Below are 18047 nucleotides of genomic sequence, written 5' to 3' on the forward strand. Positions count from 1 at the left end.
GGTGCCGCGGCCTTCGGTGCCGCCTGCGGGGCGGGCGGCGTGATCTTGGCGTCGGCCATCAGGCGGTCCGCGGCCGCCTGGGTGGCGGAGGCGGCCTCCTCCGTGAACTTGGAGTTCGCCTCCGCACTGCTCCTGACGGGGGACTCGGCCGTGCTCGCGCCGGCCGACGCCTGCTCCTGCACCTGTTCCTTGGCGGCCTCACCGGCGTTCCCGTCCTTGCCCTTGCCGCCCTTGAACACGTCGAAGATTCCCATGCTTCCTCCTGGGGGTGTCGTCCCCCTGTGCCCCACTCTCGCGCGGAGTGGATCCCTGCGCGCGGGGAGGACCGGGCATCGCTCGTACCGCTCGGGTGCGCCGCCGGGGCGCGATTGTCAGTGGCGCGCGGCAGCATGGTCGACAGGGAGTGCAAGGCGTGGGGGCGTCCGGGCGCGGGCGTCCGGAGCAGGGCGTTCATTCGGGAAGGGGGCCCAGATGACAGGGCGGCTGACGGCGCCGTTGCGGCGCGTGCTCGCGGGTGCCGAGGACGTGACGGGACGGATCAGCGGGACCGAGGCACAGCTGGAGACACTGGTGCGGCACGGGCTGGCCTTCCGGCACGCCCGGCCGCCGCGCGCGTACTTCCTGACGCCGGCCGGACACCGGCTGCGCCAGGAGCTCCTGACCGCAGCGCCGCCGCCCACGGCGCGCGCCGCCGAGGCCGCCGACGACGTCTTCGCGGCCCGCACCGGCGAGGAGACCGAGCCGCTCCGCGACGGTCCTGCGCGGACACGGGAGGTGCACAGCGCCTGGCAGGGTCTTGTCGAGCTGCGCCGGATGACCAATCCGGACGGTTCAACGGACCGCCCCTGTGCCTGGGAGCGCGGACATCTGGTGCAGGCGGCGGCGCTCGCCCTGGAGGCCGGCGGGTGCCGGCCGGGGGTGAGCGGGGCCGGCGGCTATGCGGTGGCGGATACGCAGCAGCCGGAAGCGGTCGAGATACGGGGCGCGGAGGGCGAGCTGTCCTCGTACGCCGATGTGCTGACCAAGGCGGGCTGGCAGGTGGGCGAGCACCGCACGCGCGGACGCGGACGGGTGCTGCTGGCCTCGCCGCGGCGGGTGTGAGCGCGCCCGGAGCCGGAGTGTCGCGGGCCCGGAATGCCTTGCGGTGCCGGGCAGTTGGAGCTGGTGGACGTACCCGTTGAAGGGATGAGCGTGGCTGACGAATTCTTCGTGCCGGTGACCGTGCGCGGCTATGAGACCGATGTGCAGGGGCACCTCAATCAGGCCGTGTATCTGCAGTACGCGGAGCATGCGCGCTGGGAGCTGTTCGAGGCGGCGGGTATCCGTCAGCAGGACCTGCAGGCGGCCGGCATCGGCCCGGTCGTCCTGGAGACGACGATCCGCTACAAGCGCGAGCTGCGCGCCGGGGACAAGGTCGAGGTGACGTGCGGGTTCGAGTGGGGCACGGGCAAGACGTTCCGGCTCTCGCAGATGATCCGGAAGGTGGACGGGACGGTCTCGGCCGAGGTGACGGCGGTGGGCGGCTTCCTCGACCTCGAGGCCCGGCGCCTGCTCGAGGACCCGGCGGGACGCATCCGCTCGCTGGCGAAGGATCCGGCGAGGTTCGGGCTGTAGCCCAGCCCCTGCGGCGTTTGAGCAGATCCGAACGAAGTTCGGATGCGGGGGTCCGGGGCGAAGCCCCGGTTTCGGGAAGGGGCGGGTAGGGGAAACGGCCCGCCGCAGGCGCCCACCCGCACCCCCACCGCCCCCGCACCCCGCCGCCACCGACCCGTCGACTACCCTGAAAGAGGCCGCGACTGGCGCAAAAGGTGGAGCACCACCGGGGAGCGGCCGAAACCAAAGCTGCCGCGCGCCTGGGCGATCGAGACCGCACCCGACGCTCAGGAGCACCCATGACCAGCGCCCCCCGCACCGCCCATCCCCAAGCTCTCAACTTCGTTCGAGCAGGGGAGACCCCACTCATGGACGGCACCGCCCTCGCCCGAGAGATCGGCGACCGCACCGCCGCACGGGCCGCCGCACTCACCGAGCGCACCGGCAAGGCGCCCTGCCTCGCCACCGTCCTCGTCGGCGAGGACCCCGCCTCCGTCACGTACGTGAAGATGAAGCGCAACCGCTGCGCCAAGGCGGGTATCGAGTCCCGCCATGTGGAGCTCCCCGCGGACATCACCACCGAACAGCTCGTCGCCACCCTCACCGAACTGTCCGAAGACCCCGACGTGCACGGCATCCTGCTGCAGCACCCGGTCGGCGAACACATCGACGAGCGCGCCGCGTTCGAGGCGATCGCGCCCGAGAAGGACGTCGACGGCGTGACCATGACGTCCTTCGCCGCGATGGGCTTCGGTCTGCCGGGCTTCGCCTCCTGCACGCCGGGCGGCATCATGCGGCTGCTCGACGCGTACGGCGTGGACCCGACCGGCAAGCGCGCGGTGGTCGTCGGCCGCAGCGCGATCCTCGGCAAGCCCGTCGGCCTGCTGCTGCTCGGGCGCAACGCGACGGTGACGTACTGCCACTCGCGTACGAAGGATCTCTCCGAGGTGATCCGCGAGGCGGACATCCTGGTCGCGGCCGTGGGCCGTCCTGAGTTCATCCGCGGCGAGGACATCAAGGAGGGCGCGGTCGTCATCGACGCGGGCTACAACCCGGGCAACGTGGGCGATGTGCACTTCAACTCGGCCGCGGAGCGCGCGAGTCTGATCACCCCGGTGCCGGGCGGTGTCGGCCCCATGACGATCGCGGTGCTGCTCGAGCAGACCGTGGACGCGGCGGAGCGGCAGACCGCCTGAGCCGGACTCCCGACGGCGCGGGGGTCGACACACCCGACGGGCGCGGGAGCCGGACTCCCGCGCCCGTCACAGCACTTGGCGCAGCTCCTTACTCAGCACAGCTCCTTCAACACTCAGCGCAGCTCCTTCAACGTCGCCTTCGCATCGGCGACCAGCCACTTCTCCACGTCCTCGGCGGACGGGACCTTGCTGTCCCCCGACGACGAGGCGCTGTAGTCGCTCCAGCTCATCCGGAAGGTGAACCAGCCCTCGCGGACGTTCACCTCCATCCGGTTGAGCTCCTTGTCGGTGTCGCCGGTCTCCGTCGTCAGCCAGGCCTCGTCGCCCATGCCGTCGAGCCGGGTCACGACGGTCTTGGAGCCCTCGTAGTCGTAGTCCTCGTTCGACTTGGCGAGGTCCGCGTACTCGGCCGACGGGTCCGTGGCCTTGTGCCAGGTGGCGTTGTAGGTGATGTACGTGCTCGAGTACTCGTCCGTGGACTCCTTGTCCTTCAGGTCGAAGCTGCAGTAGCTCTGATCGACCGTCGGCCGCTTCGAGGAGTACTTGGTCTCGTCGTTCTTCTCGGTCCCCTTCTCGTAGCGGCCCTCGAAGGAGGACAGCTGGGCGACCGAGCACAGGTCCTTCTCGTACGCGTGCCCGCCGAAGTCACCGCTCGCCCACAGCGTGCCCGTGGCGAACAGGGTTCCGGCCCAGGCGGCCGAGGCGAGCACGACACCCCCGATCCCCCAGGCCCAGCCGGGGATCGACTTGCGCGGTGCGGGCGTGGGCACCGGGAACTGCGGCCCGAACCCGGGCGGACCGGCGGGCGGCCCGCCCTGCGGCGTCTGCTGCGGGAACGGCGGCGGGGCCTGCTGGGCGTACGGATTCTGCTGGACCGGAGCCTGCGGAGGCTGGGTGGACGGCTGCTGATAGGGGTTCGGCTGCGGCGCTCCGCCGGGTCCGGGTATCGAAGACATGAGGCGAATCTATCCACCGGGACCGGGAGTTCATGCGCCGGGCCCGGGCGCAGGTTCAGCGGGTCGAGACCGACACGTAGTCCACCAGCATCGGCTTTCCGGGGACCGTGCCGGCGTCGGGGCCGCCGCCCAGCTGGGCGGGCCAGTTGCCGCCCATGGCGACGTTGAGGATCAGGAACATGCCGTGCTGGGTCGCGTCCTGCCAGGCCTGTGCCCCCAACTCGTCCTCGGTGACGCGGTGATGGAGCACGCCGTCGACGTAGTACCGCACCTCGTGGGCGTCGATCTCGGCCGCGTACACATGGAAACCGCTGCTGCAGGTCGGACAGGAGAACGGCGGTGACTGGTGGCTCTGGTTCTGACCGGGTGCTCCTGAGTGCAGAGCGGAGTACACCTCGGGCCGCCCGTTGATCTGCTCCATCACATCGACCTCGCCCCACTGCGGCCAGCCCTGGTAGCCGTTGCTGCGGATCGGTTCGCCCATGGCCCAGAAGGCGGGCCAGTAGCCCTTGCCCGTAGAGGTGTCGACCTCGGGCAGCTTGATGGAGGCCTCGATACGGAGCGTGCCGCCAGGCGGTACGGCGAAGTCGGAGCGCTTGGACTCGATACGGGCCGACGTCCAGGTTCCGTCGGGGGCCCGCAGGGGGGTGATGGCCAGGTGTCCCGCGCCGTCCAGGGCGGAGTTCGCGGTGGAGTCGGTGTGCCGGCCGATCTCACCGGTCCCCCAGTTCGCGGCCGGGCAGCCCGGGTAGCAGTAGCCCTCGTCGTGACGCCAGTCGACGGCGGAGACCGGAGTGCCCGCACGGCCGGTGAAGTCGTCGCGGAACACCTCGCGCCACGTGGAAGAGGCGCCCGAGCGCTGCCCGTTGGTGCCCTGTTCGGTGGTGCCCGCGCACGCCGCCGCGGCGCAGAGCACCAGAACCGCGATGAGCACCGCCGGCGGACGGCACCGCCCGATGACGGTGCCGATCCGCGTACGGAGGCGGGTGTGCGGGGAGGTCACGGCGGGCTACCCGAAGAGCCCGAGCCGCTGGATCTGCGCCTCGATCCGCGGGCCGAGCGCCTTCGCCGCGGTGTTGGTCAGATGCGAGTCGTCGCGGTACAGGAGGACGCCGTCCTTGACCGCCGGGCAGGTCTCGCCGTCCGGGCAGACCGCGTCGACCACGTCCACGACGTGCACGCCCGCCGGCGGGTGCTCGGCGATCAAGTCGCGGCGCAGGGCCGGCTTGGCGGGGAAGTCGCATTCCGCGGGGTCGTCCGCCCCGGACACGCAGTCCGGGATGTCCTTGCCCGGCATCGGGGTGTCCCGGAGGTAGACCACGGGCGCGCCGGTGGCCGTGAGGGCCTTGAGCGTCGGCTGCCATGCCTTGGCGAGGTCCTCGGCGGACTTCCCGTACTGGTTGAGCTCGCCGACGATGATCATCTTGGGCTTGGGGCCGTCCGCGATCCGCTTCAGGGTGTTCGCGCGCCAGGTGTCGCACTCGGTGTACTCACGGCCGAGCTGCGGGCTGTGCACGGTCATCTTGGCGGCCGGGCAGCCCATCTTGGTGAGGTCCTCGAGCGCCCAGCCGTGCTGCTGCGCGATGTCCTGGGCGACCGGGAACCACTGGTCGGCGTGCGAGTCGCCGAACAGGACGACGCGGTCCTTGGACCCGGTGTGCGCGAACAGGCACTCGGGGCTGGTCGTCCCGTCCGGAGCCACTTCGCACTTGCCGGACCGGGGGTAGTCGGTGGACGCGTCGAGCGGGCTTGGCACGAGTCCGCCGGTCACCGGGTTGGTGATCAGGTGGGAGCCGCTGCTCGCGCCGATCAGCTGCAGGTTGGTCAGGCCGCCCGTCAGCTCGCGCAGCGAACCGCTGCCGACCGCGAGGGCCGCGACGAGCGGGAGGACCGTGGCGGCGAGTCCCAGGTTGAGGCTGGGGCGTGCGCCCTGCCGCAGCGCCTTCGCGTACCGCAGCGGACGCTCCACGTACCGCATGGTGAGCCAGGCGGGCAGCAGGCTGGCCACGCCGAGGGCGGTCTTGACCGGCCAGGGCTGCTCGCCGGCGGCGGCGTCGACGAGGACGATCACCGGCCAGTGCCACAGGTACCAGGCGAACGAGAGCTGACCGAGCCTGCGCATCGGCCGCAGGGACAGGGCCCGGCCGATCACGCCCTGCGGACCGGCCGCGATCAGCGCGACCGCGCCGAGGGTCGGCAGCACGGCGGCCCAGCCGGGGAACGGGGTCTTGGAGGTGAACAGCACGACGGAGGCGAGGACGGCCCCGGCGCCGAGCACCCCGAGCGTGTGCGCGGTGAGCTTGCGGCGCGGCGCCCACGCCACCAGGGCGAGCAGCCCGCCGAGCCCGAACTGCCAGGCCCTGGTGGGCGAGGCCATATAGGCGAGGCTCTGGTTGAGCTGCGTCCAGTACAGGCTGAGCGCGAAGGAGGCCACGGTCACCACGAGCAGCACCGGGGCGATGCCTCGGCGGAACTTGCGGGCGAGCAGCCACAGGAGCGGGGCGAGCAGCACATAGAACTGCTCCTCGACCGCCAGCGACCAGAAGTGCAGCAGCGGGCTCTGGCTCTGCCCGGCCGCCATGTAGTCGGTGTTGTGCGCGATGAAGCGCCAGTTGGCCATCGAGAACGCGGAGGTGATGGCGTCCCAGGCCACGTCGGGCCGGCGCAGCGGGGTCAGGATGAACCAGCTCGCGACCAGGGTCGCGACGAGCACCACCGCGGCCGAGGGCAGGATGCGCCGCGCACGGCGTGCGTAGAACTCCGCGATACGGACGCGGCCGGTCTCCCGGATCTCCTTGACGAGCAGTCCGGTGATCAGGAAGCCGGAGATGACGAAGAAGACGTCCACCCCGGTGTAGCCGCCGGTGAAGTACGGGATGCCGGCGTGGAATCCGACGACGGCGAGGACGGCGACGGCCCGCAGCCCCTCGATGTCCGTTCTGAACTTCATTTGGTGAGCCAGCTGATCATGGGGTCGGCCCAGCCGGTGGCCAGGAACGCGACGAGGACGAGGACCGAGGTGATGGCGAGCCCGCTGGGCCAGCTCTGCGAGTGGTTCATGCTGCTTCCTTCGCGAGGAGGGGGTTGCGGGCGAGGGCCGGGGACGGGCGCAGGGTGAGCAGCGCCTCACGGATGACGGGGCCGGTGATGGCCACGTACGAGAGGACGAAGACCATCGATCCCCAGACGTGTGCCAGACCGCCGTTCACGGATGCGTAGGCGGCGCCCGCGACGAGGCCCAGGTTGACCAGGGAGAACCAGACGACGGCGACCTTGCTGATGGTGTGCGCGAGCGGGTTGCGCTTCTTCGCGGCACCGGTCGGCACCCATTCGCTGTGCCGTCGCTTGAGCAGATGCAGGAACGCCACACCGTGGGCGACGCTGAACAGGGTGGTGCCGCGCAGCGCGTCGAAGCGCCAGCGGGTGGTGGCGACCGACGGCAGCAGGACGAGGAAGACCCAGGCGGGCACGAGCAGCGGAAGGACGTGCCAGGCCCGGATGTCCTGCGGAGCGAACCAGTACATGATCATCATCGGCAGCGGCATCACGTACACGTTGATGGCGCCGGCGATGTAGTTGGCGAAGCCGCTGAAGTAGGCGGCGCGGGCGCGCCAGGACATCTTCATCCGGTAGAAGTCGCGCTTCACCATGAGCTGCAGATTGCCCATGCACCAGCGGTACTGCTGGTTGACGGCGGCCGAGAGGGTGTCCGGCGAGAGCCCCTTGGCGATCTGTACCGGGACGTAGCGGGTGGCGAAGCCGTGCTGCGCCATCGCGATCGAGGTGTACATGTCCTCGCTGTGCTCCATCTTCGCGAACCCGTCGGTGATACGGAGCGCGGAGCGGCGGTACACGGCGTTCGAACCGCAGCAGATGGAGGCCGACTCGGCGTCGCGCGAGGGCATCAGCCAGCGGAAGAAGATCTCCTGCCAGGCGCCCGAGGCCCGCTCGATCCAGGAGAGTTCACGTCCGGTGTCGAAGACGTGCGGGCTCTGCACGATGCCGACGCCCGGGTCGTCGAAGTAGGGCATGAGGTGGTGCAGGAAGTCCGGTCGCGGGCAGAAGTCGGCGTCGAAGATCGTGACGAACTCGCCGTCGCAGTGCTCCAGGCCGTAGTTGAGGTTGCCGGCCTTCTTCAGATGGCCGCGGTCCGGGCGGCTGCGGTACTCGAAGCCGAACTCACCCGCGAGGGCGCGGACTTGGTGCGAGCCGGAGTCGTCGAGGACCCACACGCGCAGCGGTCCGGTCCAGTCGAGCCGGGAGACGTGGTGGAAGGTGTTGCGCAGCACGTCGAGGGGTTCACCGCACGAGGGCAGGAAGATGTCGACGCTCGGCGGGTCCGCCGGCGCCCAGCCGCGCAGCACTGCTTCGTGGCCCTCGCGGGTCACCCGCCGCCTGCTCTGGCCGTCCATGCTCGCCAGGAGCCAGGCGACGGAGTTGAGGGCGAGGATGCCCATGAAGCCGTAGAGCACCGGGGCGCGCAGCGCGAAGAGGAACAGCGTCACGGCGCCGAAGACGTAGGAGGCGGACATGCACAGCAGGACCCAGCGCCGCTGAGGCCCGAGATACGCATACACCTCCTGGTCCGTCGGCGGCGCGACGATGCCGCCGGGCGGAGACAGGGTTCCGCTGGTGCCCATGGTCTTTCCTTCGGGTTCGGTGAGCTGCCGGGATTGCAACTCACCGATTATGCGGAAGCCCCCCGGATATCCACCACGCACAAAAAGCCGTCGGCCATGTAACAGAAAGCCGAATACAGGCCGTATCCGCACCCGTGACCTGGCACATTTACTCCGGCCCGACAGCGCCCTCACACAGTTTTTATTGACCTTGGTCCCACGACTCGCGCCCATATGACCGAGGGGTGCGGTCCTGGAGTCGGCCGAAAGACCGAGACGCCGGCGCACGCGACGGGCCACATTCCCGAAGTGGCCGCAGGCCCTTCCGCCCTAGGCTGAATTTTCGCCCGTATTCAGCGAACTCACCCCCGACGAAAGTCAGCCCGCCATGAAGCCTCTGCGTACCGTCGCCGTCCCCCTGACCCTGGGGGCGCTCCTCCTGGGTGTCGCCGGCTGCGGCGCCGGCGCTTCGAACGCCGCCGGCTCGATGAACGCCGATACGGCGAGTTCGGACGCGTACAACATCAAGCCGCTTCTGCACCCCGAAAAGAAGTATCTGGGAATGGCCGCGGACGGGATTCCCGGCTCGCTCAAGCCGATGGATGAATTCTCGAAGGCAGCCGGAAAGAACCCCAACCTCGTCGGGTACTTCGTCGCCTGGAACACTCCCTTCAATTCTGCCGAGGCCAAGGACATCTGGGCCAAGGGCGCGCTTCCCTTCATGAACTGGGAGCCCTTCGACGCCTCACTCTCCTCCATCGCGGCGGGCAAGAGCGACGCGTACATCCGCGACTACGCGAAGAATGTACGCAAGCTCGATGTCCCGATCGCGATGACCTTCGGGCACGAGATGAACGGCGACTGGTACCCGTGGGGTTCGGGCAAGGCCTCCGCCAAGGATTTCGTGGCGGCGTGGAAGCACGTGCACGACCTCTTCAAGGACGAGGGTGCGAGCAACGTCATCTGGACCTGGAGCGCGAACATCACGCTCCCGGTGCCGAACGTGAAGCTGAAGCCGTACTGGCCGGGCGACGAGTACGTCGACTGGGTCGGTGTCGTGGGCTACTACGTCAAGAACGGGCCCAGCACGTTCAAGTCGCTGTACGGCTCGACGATGGACGAGATCCGGACCTTCACGCAGAAGCCCTTCCTCATCCCCGAGACGGGATCCGAGCCGGGCAGCCGTAAGGCCTCCGACATCAACAGCCTGTTCCAGGGCGTCGCCTCGCGCGACGATGTGCTCGGCTTCATCTGGTTCAACATCGACAAGGAGAGCAACTGGCGCATCGACAGCGGCGCCCAGGCGGAACAGGCGTTCCGTACGAATGCCGCGGACGGCGCTTTCGGCTTCGATCCGGGCAGCTTGGGCAGCTCGCACTGACGCAAGGCCCCCATAGCCGCCTTAACTGAACAGAGACTTCGAGGGATTGAACGATCAAAACGTTCAACTCCGTGCGATCTATTGAGCGTTTGAGCGCTTGCGTGTTAGAAACCGCTTGCTCCTGCCCCCCGTCGTACGTCCCTCCGGAGTTCTCCCATGACCGCACTGTCGACGTACTGGTCCCGCCGCGGTTTTCTCGCCACCAGCGGCGGCACTGCGCTAGCCCTCGGTCTCACCGGTACGTTCACCGCCGGCAGCGCACAGGCGCTGACGGCAGAGGCCACCGCCGACGACTTCGCCGCGCTGCGCGCCAAGTGGCGGACGCTGATCCTCGGCGAGGGCTTCAGCCCGTCCGCGGAGCCCTTCAAGTCGAAGCTCGCCACGCTCGGCACCAACGCCAAGGCCAACTGGGACACCATGGCCCCGGCCGACGGTTCGCTGTGGCCCGGCATGGTCTACAAGGACCCGGAGCCGGACACCGACCAGGAGTCGTACGGCTTCTCCGGCCAGATCCAGTCCAGTTTCGGCAAGCTCTACACGATGGCCGAGGCCTACGCGCAACCCGGCTCGGGCCTGACCGGTGACGCCGGCCTCAAGGACGCGGTGATCGCCGGCGTCGAGCACCTGTACACGCAGGTCTACAACGAGAACCAGGCCCGCTACGGCAACTGGTACAACTGGCAGATCGGCGCCCCGCAGTCCCTGATGGACATCGCGGTGCTGCTCTTCGAGCACTTCACGGCCGAGCAGATAGCCAAGTACTGCCGGGCCGTGGACCACTTCGTGCCCGACTCCGTGATGGACAACTACACGGGCACGTCCACCGGCGCCAACCGCGTTGACCTGTGCCGCGCGATGATCCTGCGCGGTGTCGTCGGCGGCAGCGAGCAGAAGATCACCCTCGGCCGCGACTCCCTCTCCCCCGTCTTCCCGTTCGTCACCACCGGCGACGGCTACTACGCCGACGGCTCGTTCATCCAGCACACCTCGATCCCGTACATCGGCGGCTACGGCGCCGTGCTCAACGACGGGCTCGGCCGGCTCTTCGCGCTGCTGCGCGACTCGGCCTGGCAGGTGACCGACCCGGGTGCGCAGCAGTTCCTGGACACTGTGGAGATGGCCATCGCGCCGTTCGTCTACAACGGCCTGATGATGGACAACGTCTCCAGCCGCGGCGTCAGTCGCGGTCTGGTCGCGAGCGACCCCTTCCAGCTGCCGCAGGACGACCACAACCGCTCGCACGGCGTGATGGGTTCGATCGTGCTGCTCGGCAAGGGCGCGAGCCCCGAGCAGCAGGCCCGCTGGAACGCGATGGTCAAGGGCTGGATGCGCCGCGACTACTACGGCACGGCCCTGGAGAACCCCAAGCTCAGCCTGCTTCGCACCTCGCAGTTGTACGAGCTGGAGGCGGACGACTCGATCAAGCCGGCGCCCGAGCCGGTCGAGCACCGGGTGTTCCCCAACATGGACCGGCTCACGCACCGCCGCCGCGACTGGGCGGCCTCGCTCAGCATGGCCTCGACCCGGATCTCGCACTACGAGACCGGCAACGGCGAGGGCCTGCGGATGTGGCACACCGGGTCGGGCTGGCTGCAGTGGTGGGGCGCCGACCACGGTCTCGAGCAGTACGCGGACCACTACTGGCCCACCGTCGACCCGTACCGCCTGCCCGGCATCACCGTCTCCAAGAAGCCGTTGACCGATGGCCAGGGCGGCGACTGGGCCGGCCCGAAGCCGGACTTCGCCTGGGTGGGCGGGGTGACCGACGGCGAGTTCGGTACGACGGGTCAGCAGCTGCGGGGCATCTTCTCGACGATGACCGCGAAGAAGGCCTGGTTCTGGCTGGACGACGCGGTCGTCTGCCTCGGCGCCGGCATCACCTCCACCGACGGCGCGGGCGTGGAGACGGTGGTCGACAACCGCAACCTCGGTGCATCGGGCGAGCCCCGGCTGCTCCTTGACGGCGGTGCGCAGCCCACCACGCAGGGCTGGAGCACCAAGCGTGCGGGCACGAAGTGGGCGCATGTCGCCGGGCACGCGGGCTATGTCTTCCCGGGCGGTACGACCCTCAATGTGCTGCGCGAGGAGCGGACCGGTGCGTGGAAGGACGTCAACCGGGGCAGCTCGCCCAAGGAGTTCACCCGGCGCTACCTCACGCTGTGGCAGGACCACGGCACCGACCCCACCGACGGCTCGTACTCCTACGTCATGCTGCCGGGCGCGAGCGCGGCCCGTACCGCGGCCCGCGCGTACGACCGCGGCTGGCTGGAGATCACCGCGAACTCCCCGCGGCAGCAGGGCATCCGGGTGCCGTCGCTCGGCTTCACCGGGGTGAACTTCTGGGAGGCCGGGACCGTCGGCAAGATCACGGCGAGCGCCCCGGTGTGCGTGCAGATCCGTGAGAAGCGGGACGGCACCGCGACGATCTGCGTCTCGGACCCCTCCCGTACGGTCACGGGCCTGACGCTCGTCTGGAAGCGACCGGTGAAGTCGGTGACGAGCAAGCCGGGCGCCGTGACCTCGGTGGAGACGGGCCGCGAGCTGAAGCTCACCTTCGGTGATCTGAGCGGCAGTTACGGCGCCACGCACAAGGTTCAGGTGCGCACCGGCTGATCGTCGAGGCTTGATCGAACTCTTGTGACGCGCGGTGGCGTCGGTGTACATCGAAGTACGCCGACGCCACCGCGCTCTGTGCACCACCCGGCCACTCCCCCGCTCCCCCACTCGCCCTCCGGAGACCGCAATGACGCGATCCTGGTCCCGCCGTACGTTCCTCGCCACCACCGGCGCCGTATCCCTGGGCGCGTTCGCGCTCGGCATCCCGCTGTTCGGCGGGGTCGCCCACGGCGCCACGGAGCACGACACCCTGCGCGCCAAGTGGCGTGCGCTGCTCCTCGGTTCGGGCTTCAGCCCGACCTCCGAGCCCTTCAAGTCCAAGCTCGCCGAACTGGGCACGAGCGCGAGCGGCTACCACGCGAGCATGGCTCCGGCCACGGGCTCGCTCTGGCCCGACCTGAACTTCGCGGACCCCGAGCCGGACACCGACCAGGACTCGTACGGCTACTCGGGGCGGATGGCGGAGAGCTACTACCGGCTGCAGACCATGGCCCAGGCGTACTGCCAGCAGGGCACGGGCCTGACGGGAGACGCGGCGCTCAAGACGGCGATCCTCACCGGCCTCGACCACCTCTACACGCGGGTCTACAACGAGAACCAGGCCCGCTTCGGCAATTGGTACAGCTGGCAGATAGGCGCCCCGCAGGCACTCCTCGACACCTGTGTCCTGATGTACGAGCACCTCTCCGCGACGCAGACGGCCAACTACTGCCGGGCCGTCGACAAGTTCGTACCGGACTCGGCGGTCGCCACCTACACGGGTACCTCGACCGGTGCGAACCGGGTCGATCTGTGCCGTGTCCTCATCCTGCGCGGCGTGGTCGGCGCGAACTCGGCGAAGATCGCGCTCGGCCGGGACGCGCTCTCGCCCGTCTTCCCCTACGTCACGGGCGGCGACGGGCTGTACGCCGACGGCTCGTTCATCCAGCACACCACCGTCCCGTACACCGGCAGTTACGGCTCCGTGCTGCTCGGCGGGCTCGGCCTGCTGTTCGCGCTGCTGGCCGGGTCGACCTGGGCCGTGACGGATCCCAAGCGGCAGATCGTGTTCGACGCCGTGGAGAACGCGTGGGCGCCGTTCCTCTACAACGGTCTGATCATGGACAACGTGTCCGGGCGCGCGATCAGCCGGGGCGTCTCCGCGACCGACCCCCAGGCCGTGATGCAGAACGACCATCTGCGCGGCCACTCGATCCTCGCCTCGATCGTGCTGCTCGCGGAGGGCGCGAGCGCCACGGAGAAGGCGCGCTGGCGCGGTCTGGTGAAGGGCTGGATCCAGCGCGACTACTACAGCCCTCCGCTGCAGAACCCGTCCATGGGCGTGGTGAGCCTGTCCCGGCTGCACGCGGTCGCGAACGACTCCGCCGTCACCGCGATCGCCGAGCCCACCGGCCACCGGCTGTTCCCGAACATGGCCCGCGCGACACACCGCAGACCCGGCTGGGCCGCGTCGCTCAGCATGGCCGACAAGCGGATCACGTACTACGAGACCGGCAACGGCGAGAATCTGCGCGGCTGGCACACGGGTTCCGGAATGCTCTACTGGTGGGGCTCCGACTACGCCAACGGGCAGTACAGCGACGCCTTCTGGCCGACCGTCGACCCGTACCGCCTGCCGGGCATCACGGCCTCGCGCAAGGTGCTCGCCGATGCGGCGGGCGGCGACTGGGGCGCCTCGATGCCGGACGTCAACTGGGTGGGCGGTGCGACGGACGGCCAGCGGGCCTCCGTCGGCCAGTACCTCAGGGGACTGCAGTCCACTCTGATGGCGAAGAAGTCGTGGTTCTGCCTGGACGACGCGGTCGTCTGCCTGGGCGCGGGCATCAAGTGCACGGACAACGTGAACGTCGAGTCCACGGTCGAGAACCGCAACCTCGGTCCCACCGGCAACAGCGGATTCACGGTCGACGGCACGCTCAAGCCGGCCACGTATCCCTGGTCCGAGACGCTGACCGGTGCGAAGTGGGCGCACATCGGCGGGCACGGCGGCTATGTCTTCCCGGGCGGTGCGACGGTGAAGGCGTTGCGGGACTCCCGCAGCGGCAGGTGGAGCGACATCAACAGGGGCGGCTCGACGACCGCGCTCAACCGCAAGTACCTCACCCTGTACGTCGACCACGGCTCCAACCCGACCGACGCGTCGTACGCCTATCTGGTCATGCCGGGCGCGACCACGGCACAGACCTCGGCGCGGGCGGCCGACACCGCCTGGCTGCAGATCCTCGCCAACACCAATGACCAGCAAGGCGTACGGGTGCCTTCGCTCGGCTTCACCGGGGTCAACTTCTGGTTCGGCGGGACGGTGGGGGCGCTGACCGCGAGTGCACCGTGCAGCGTCATGATCACGGAGAAGTCCGACGGTACGGCGGTCGTCTGCGTCAGCGATCCGATGCGGATGCAGACCGCCCTGACCCTGACCTGGAACCGCGCCGTCGCCTCCGTGACCTCCAAGCCGGCGACCGTGACCTCGGCGACCACCGGGTCCCAACTGAAGCTGGCCTTCAGTGACTTGAGCGGGACGGCGGGGGCCACACAGAAGATCACGGTGAAGCTGGGGTGACCTGGTGGCGCCCCGAAGGTGTCCCGTACACCACGGTTGCACCACACTGGGAGGCGGCCGAACGCCGGCCGCCTCCCGGGCGTCCTCGGGGTACTCCGCCGCGCCCCGGCGCGCGGCCCGCCGTCCCCAGGGGGATCTCATGCGCACCACCCTCATCCGCCGCACCGTGCTCCTGCTGCCTCTCGCCCTGATGACCGCGTTCGCCACGGCCTGCGGAGAGGAGCGGGCCGGCGGCGCCGGCGACCGGGCCCGGGTGTCACCGCCGGCCGCGTCCACGGCCCCGCACCCGAGGGCCCAGGAGGTCGCCGAAACCTGGAGCGGCTCGGGGGCCGCCGAGCAGTGGGCCGCCGGTTACCACCCGATGAGCCCGATCGTCCAGCTGCCCGAGGGCGGCTTCCACAGCGCCGCGGACCGGCTCGCGTACGGAATGCAGAGTGCACGACTGGACGCCGAACTGCCCGCCGCCGCACCGCCGTCGGGTCAGGCGCACTTCGCCGACGGGACCACGGTCACCCGCCCCCACCTCGCGGCGCGGGCCGCGTTCCAGGGCCTGTTCGGCAGCTTCGACGACAAGCATCACCTGACGGTGACCGGTGTCGAACTGGGCCGGATGACACTGGAGTCGAGCCGCGGTCCGGTGACCGTGCCCGCGTGGCTGTTCACCCTGAAGGGATACGACACCCCGCTGAAGCGGGCCGCGCTGGATCCGTCGAAGCTCCCCGAGCCCCCGATCGGCCCGGCGCGCGGCTATGCCCCCGGCGAACTCGACCAGGTGCAACAGGTGCTGGAGTTCTCCGTCGACGCACGCACGCTGACGGTGCTCTCGACGCATGGCGACTGCGACGACGGGCCCCGGGTCGCCGTGTTCGAGGACGGCGACAGCGTGGTGCTCTCCGGTTCCGTGGCCGGGGTGAAGACCGACGGCCCCTGCACCATGGCGCTGCGGACCAAGAAGGTGACGGTACGGCTCGACCGCCCGGTCGGCGACCGCATCCTGCTCGATGCCTCCACCGGGCGGCCGGTGCCGTACGGGGAGGGGTTCGGCAATTCGCCGACCTGGAGCTGATCGGCAGGGCCCGAAGTGAACCGGTGGCCGGGCATGAGTACGGCTACTCATGCCCGGCCGCGGCGTTCGCGCGACCATGCCCACAGGAGTCGGCGGAGCCAAGGGGGCGCCATGGGCAAGGTGTTGGGGGCATTCGCCATCGCGGGAGCCGCAGTGCTCGCGCTCGTCATCGCCTACGCGGTGGGCGCACCGCCCGGGCTCGTGCTCGGCGTCGGGGCCGCCGTCCTCGGGCTGCTCTGGCTGCTTCTGCTGCTCACCGCTCCCTGGAACCTCTACTTCCGGGCGCACTCCGTCCTCGCCGAGATCGCGATCAGCCGCGAGAAGGGCCTGGCGGTCCCGAAGGAGCGGGACACCGAGGCCCGCCGGATCGCCCGCATGATGCTGCGGGTGGCCGTGGCGGGCCATGTCGTGACGGCCGCCGTGGTGCTCGCCGCGGGCCTGGTCGCCGGCCGGGCCGTCGGCTACTGGGCCGCGGGCTTCTTTCTCCTGAGCACCGCGTTCCGGCCCGCGGGCGCCTACTTCGCCCAACTGCGCGGCCGTCTCGGCCTGTTGCTGCGCGATGTGACCTTCCCGCGCGACGACGTGGCGGAGTTGCGGATACGGGTGGACCGCTCCGTATCCGCGACGAAGCTGCTCGAGGAGAAGGCCGAGGAGCAGTACCGGGCGCTGGCCCGGCTGCACGGCACCGTCGACGCCCTGGGGCACTCGGTCCACCACCGCGCGGACGAGGCGGACCGCCGCTACGCGGAGCTGGCCCGGGAGTTCGAGGAGAAGGTGAACCGGCTGTCCGACAACGAGGAGCTCATCGTCGGCCTCAAGGCGTTCCTGCGGCTCCTGAAGGCGGAGACCGCGGCGGAGGGGCCGGTGGTGCGGTCGTGAGCACACCCGGACGGCCTGTGTGGAAGCATGCCGTCCATGTCCACCGATCCCATACATGGAGCTGACGCGCAGCGCGCGGCCCGGCTCGTCGCCGCCCTACAGGCTCCGTTCGAGCCCGGCTCCGCCGACGCTCCCGTCGTCCTGCACACGGCCGGGGGCAGGCTTGTCGTGCAGCGTTCCGACACCGCACTCGCCGTGCTCGACCCCGTATCGGGCGACGTGGTGCGCTTCCCCGCCCCGTGGCCGCGCGCCTTCGGCACGACGGCCGTCTCCCCCGGGGCGGACATCGCCGTGTTCGCCGGGCTGCACGCGCTGCGTGCCGTGGACGCGACGGGGGCGACGCTCTGGGAGGTGCGGCACGCGTGCTGGGGCGGTGAATGCCCGCGGCTGCACGAGGAGTTCGCCGAGTACGCCGACGACACCGGCGAGGACGGCGAGCACGCGTACCCCGACAGCGGCTCGGCCGCCTTCTCCGCCGACGGCAAGGTCGTCTGGGCCCATGTGCGCGGCCCGCTCGCGGGCGACGGGGAGGACGCGGAGGAGGACGAGCTGTGGCTCGTCCTCGACGCCGCCGACGGCCGGCTGCTCGGCCGCGTGAGCACGGGCACCATGGCCTCGGGCTCGTTCCACACCGTGCACCCCGACCCGGCGCAGATGGGTCTGAGCATCGGCGAGGGCGAGGAGGGGTCCCCCGCGCTGTGGGGCCGCCTGGACGGCGGGGCCCTGTCCGTACGGAAGATCGACGACGAGACGGTGCTGCTCGACGTGAGCCCCTCGGGACGCCGTCTCCTGGCGACGGATGTCCAGCAGGACGCGCTCTATCTGCACGACGCCGCGGACGGTGCGATCCTGCGGGACCTGGACGCGGCCGACGCCGTGCCGGCGCAGTCGGCCGGCCGGCGGGTGTACTGGGACTTCGCGGCCGCCTTCATGGCGGAGAACACGGTCGTCGCGGGCACCTCGGGGAGCGACGCCGGACAGGGGCCCGCCCGCCACTGGCTGGTCGGCACGGACGACATGACGCTACGGGCCCACATCAGCTATCCGCAGCCGGTGTCGGGACCGGTCGGGCCCGCGGGCGACGGTACCTGGTACACCGTCTCCGAGGACGGATCGACGCTCTCCGTATGGGAGTTGGCCGACCAGGACTGACACCGGGCGACGCGGGCCCGGCCCGCACC

Annotated in this window: 14 protein-coding genes and 1 riboswitch; of the genes, 9 read left to right on the forward strand and 5 right to left on the reverse strand. The window is 70.1% G+C overall.

Translation table 11 applies throughout. The features are described 5' to 3' along the window. Window positions 1-254, reverse strand: a 254-nt coding sequence (locus tag ABT367_RS14100; RefSeq protein WP_352252983.1) for a hypothetical protein, incomplete at its 3' end; no start/stop codon positions are given. A gap of 217 nt (window positions 255-471) precedes the next feature. Here ABT367_RS14100 and ABT367_RS14105 point away from each other — a divergent pair. From ABT367_RS14105 to ABT367_RS14115, 3 genes are all read left to right on the forward strand, one after another. Beyond that, entirely contained in the window at window positions 472-1101 is a 630-nt protein-coding gene (locus ABT367_RS14105; protein ID WP_352252985.1) for a hypothetical protein, read from the forward strand. A gap of 84 nt (window positions 1102-1185) precedes the next feature. Next, window positions 1186-1614 (forward strand): acyl-CoA thioesterase, encoded by a 429-nt coding sequence (locus ABT367_RS14110; RefSeq protein WP_434975466.1) that lies wholly within the window; start codon window positions 1186-1188, stop codon window positions 1612-1614. 168 nt (window positions 1615-1782) lie between these two features. Further along, a riboswitch (ZMP/ZTP riboswitch) is annotated at window positions 1783-1866 on the forward strand. Between the two features lie 95 nt (window positions 1867-1961). Further along, window positions 1962-2789: a bifunctional 5,10-methylenetetrahydrofolate dehydrogenase/5,10-methenyltetrahydrofolate cyclohydrolase gene (locus ABT367_RS14115; RefSeq protein WP_352253081.1), complete on the forward strand. Its 828-nt coding sequence runs from the start codon at window positions 1962-1964 to the stop codon at window positions 2787-2789. 113 nt (window positions 2790-2902) lie between these two features. Here ABT367_RS14115 and ABT367_RS14120 read toward each other — a convergent pair whose 3' ends face one another. From ABT367_RS14120 to ABT367_RS14135, 4 genes are all read right to left on the reverse strand, one after another. Beyond that, window positions 2903-3745, reverse strand: a complete 843-nt coding sequence (locus ABT367_RS14120) for a hypothetical protein (protein ID WP_352252989.1) — start codon at window positions 3743-3745, stop codon at window positions 2903-2905. A gap of 55 nt (window positions 3746-3800) precedes the next feature. Further along, a complete protein-coding gene (locus ABT367_RS14125) occupies window positions 3801-4748 on the reverse strand; it encodes a family 16 glycosylhydrolase (protein WP_352252991.1) in 948 nt (315 codons plus the stop codon). Window positions 4749-4754: 6 nt separating this feature from the next. After that, window positions 4755-6695: an acyltransferase family protein gene (locus tag ABT367_RS14130; RefSeq protein WP_352252993.1), complete on the reverse strand. Its 1941-nt coding sequence runs from the start codon at window positions 6693-6695 to the stop codon at window positions 4755-4757. A 106-nt stretch (window positions 6696-6801) separates the two neighbouring features. Then, window positions 6802-8385, reverse strand: coding sequence for a glycosyltransferase family 2 protein (locus ABT367_RS14135; protein ID WP_352252995.1), 1584 nt, complete (start codon window positions 8383-8385; stop codon window positions 6802-6804). Window positions 8386-8752: 367 nt separating this feature from the next. Here ABT367_RS14135 and ABT367_RS14140 point away from each other — a divergent pair, with 367 nt between their 5' ends. From ABT367_RS14140 to ABT367_RS14165, 6 genes are all read left to right on the forward strand, one after another. Next, a complete protein-coding gene (locus ABT367_RS14140) occupies window positions 8753-9745 on the forward strand; it encodes a glycoside hydrolase family 26 protein (RefSeq protein WP_352252997.1) in 993 nt (330 codons plus the stop codon). Window positions 9746-9910: 165 nt separating this feature from the next. Further along, a complete protein-coding gene (locus ABT367_RS14145; RefSeq protein ID WP_352253083.1) occupies window positions 9911-12358 on the forward strand; it encodes a polysaccharide lyase 8 family protein in 2448 nt (815 codons plus the stop codon). A 130-nt stretch (window positions 12359-12488) separates the two neighbouring features. Further along, window positions 12489-14921 carry a polysaccharide lyase 8 family protein gene (locus ABT367_RS14150; RefSeq protein ID WP_352252999.1) on the forward strand — a complete coding sequence of 811 codons (2433 nt, stop codon included), beginning with the start codon at window positions 12489-12491 and terminating at the stop codon, window positions 14919-14921. A gap of 139 nt (window positions 14922-15060) precedes the next feature. Further along, window positions 15061-15987, forward strand: coding sequence for a hypothetical protein (locus ABT367_RS14155; protein ID WP_352253001.1), 927 nt, complete (start codon window positions 15061-15063; stop codon window positions 15985-15987). A 111-nt stretch (window positions 15988-16098) separates the two neighbouring features. Further along, window positions 16099-16866 carry a hypothetical protein gene (locus ABT367_RS14160; RefSeq protein ID WP_352253003.1) on the forward strand — a complete coding sequence of 256 codons (768 nt, stop codon included), beginning with the start codon at window positions 16099-16101 and terminating at the stop codon, window positions 16864-16866. Between the two features lie 36 nt (window positions 16867-16902). Continuing rightward, window positions 16903-18018, forward strand: coding sequence for a hypothetical protein (locus ABT367_RS14165; protein ID WP_352253005.1), 1116 nt, complete (start codon window positions 16903-16905; stop codon window positions 18016-18018). Window positions 18019-18047 lie beyond the last annotated feature (29 nt).

Origin of the sequence: Streptomyces mesophilus (assembly GCF_040300965.1) — a bacterium.
Classification (GTDB): Bacteria; Actinomycetota; Actinomycetes; order Streptomycetales; family Streptomycetaceae; genus Streptomyces; species Streptomyces mesophilus_A.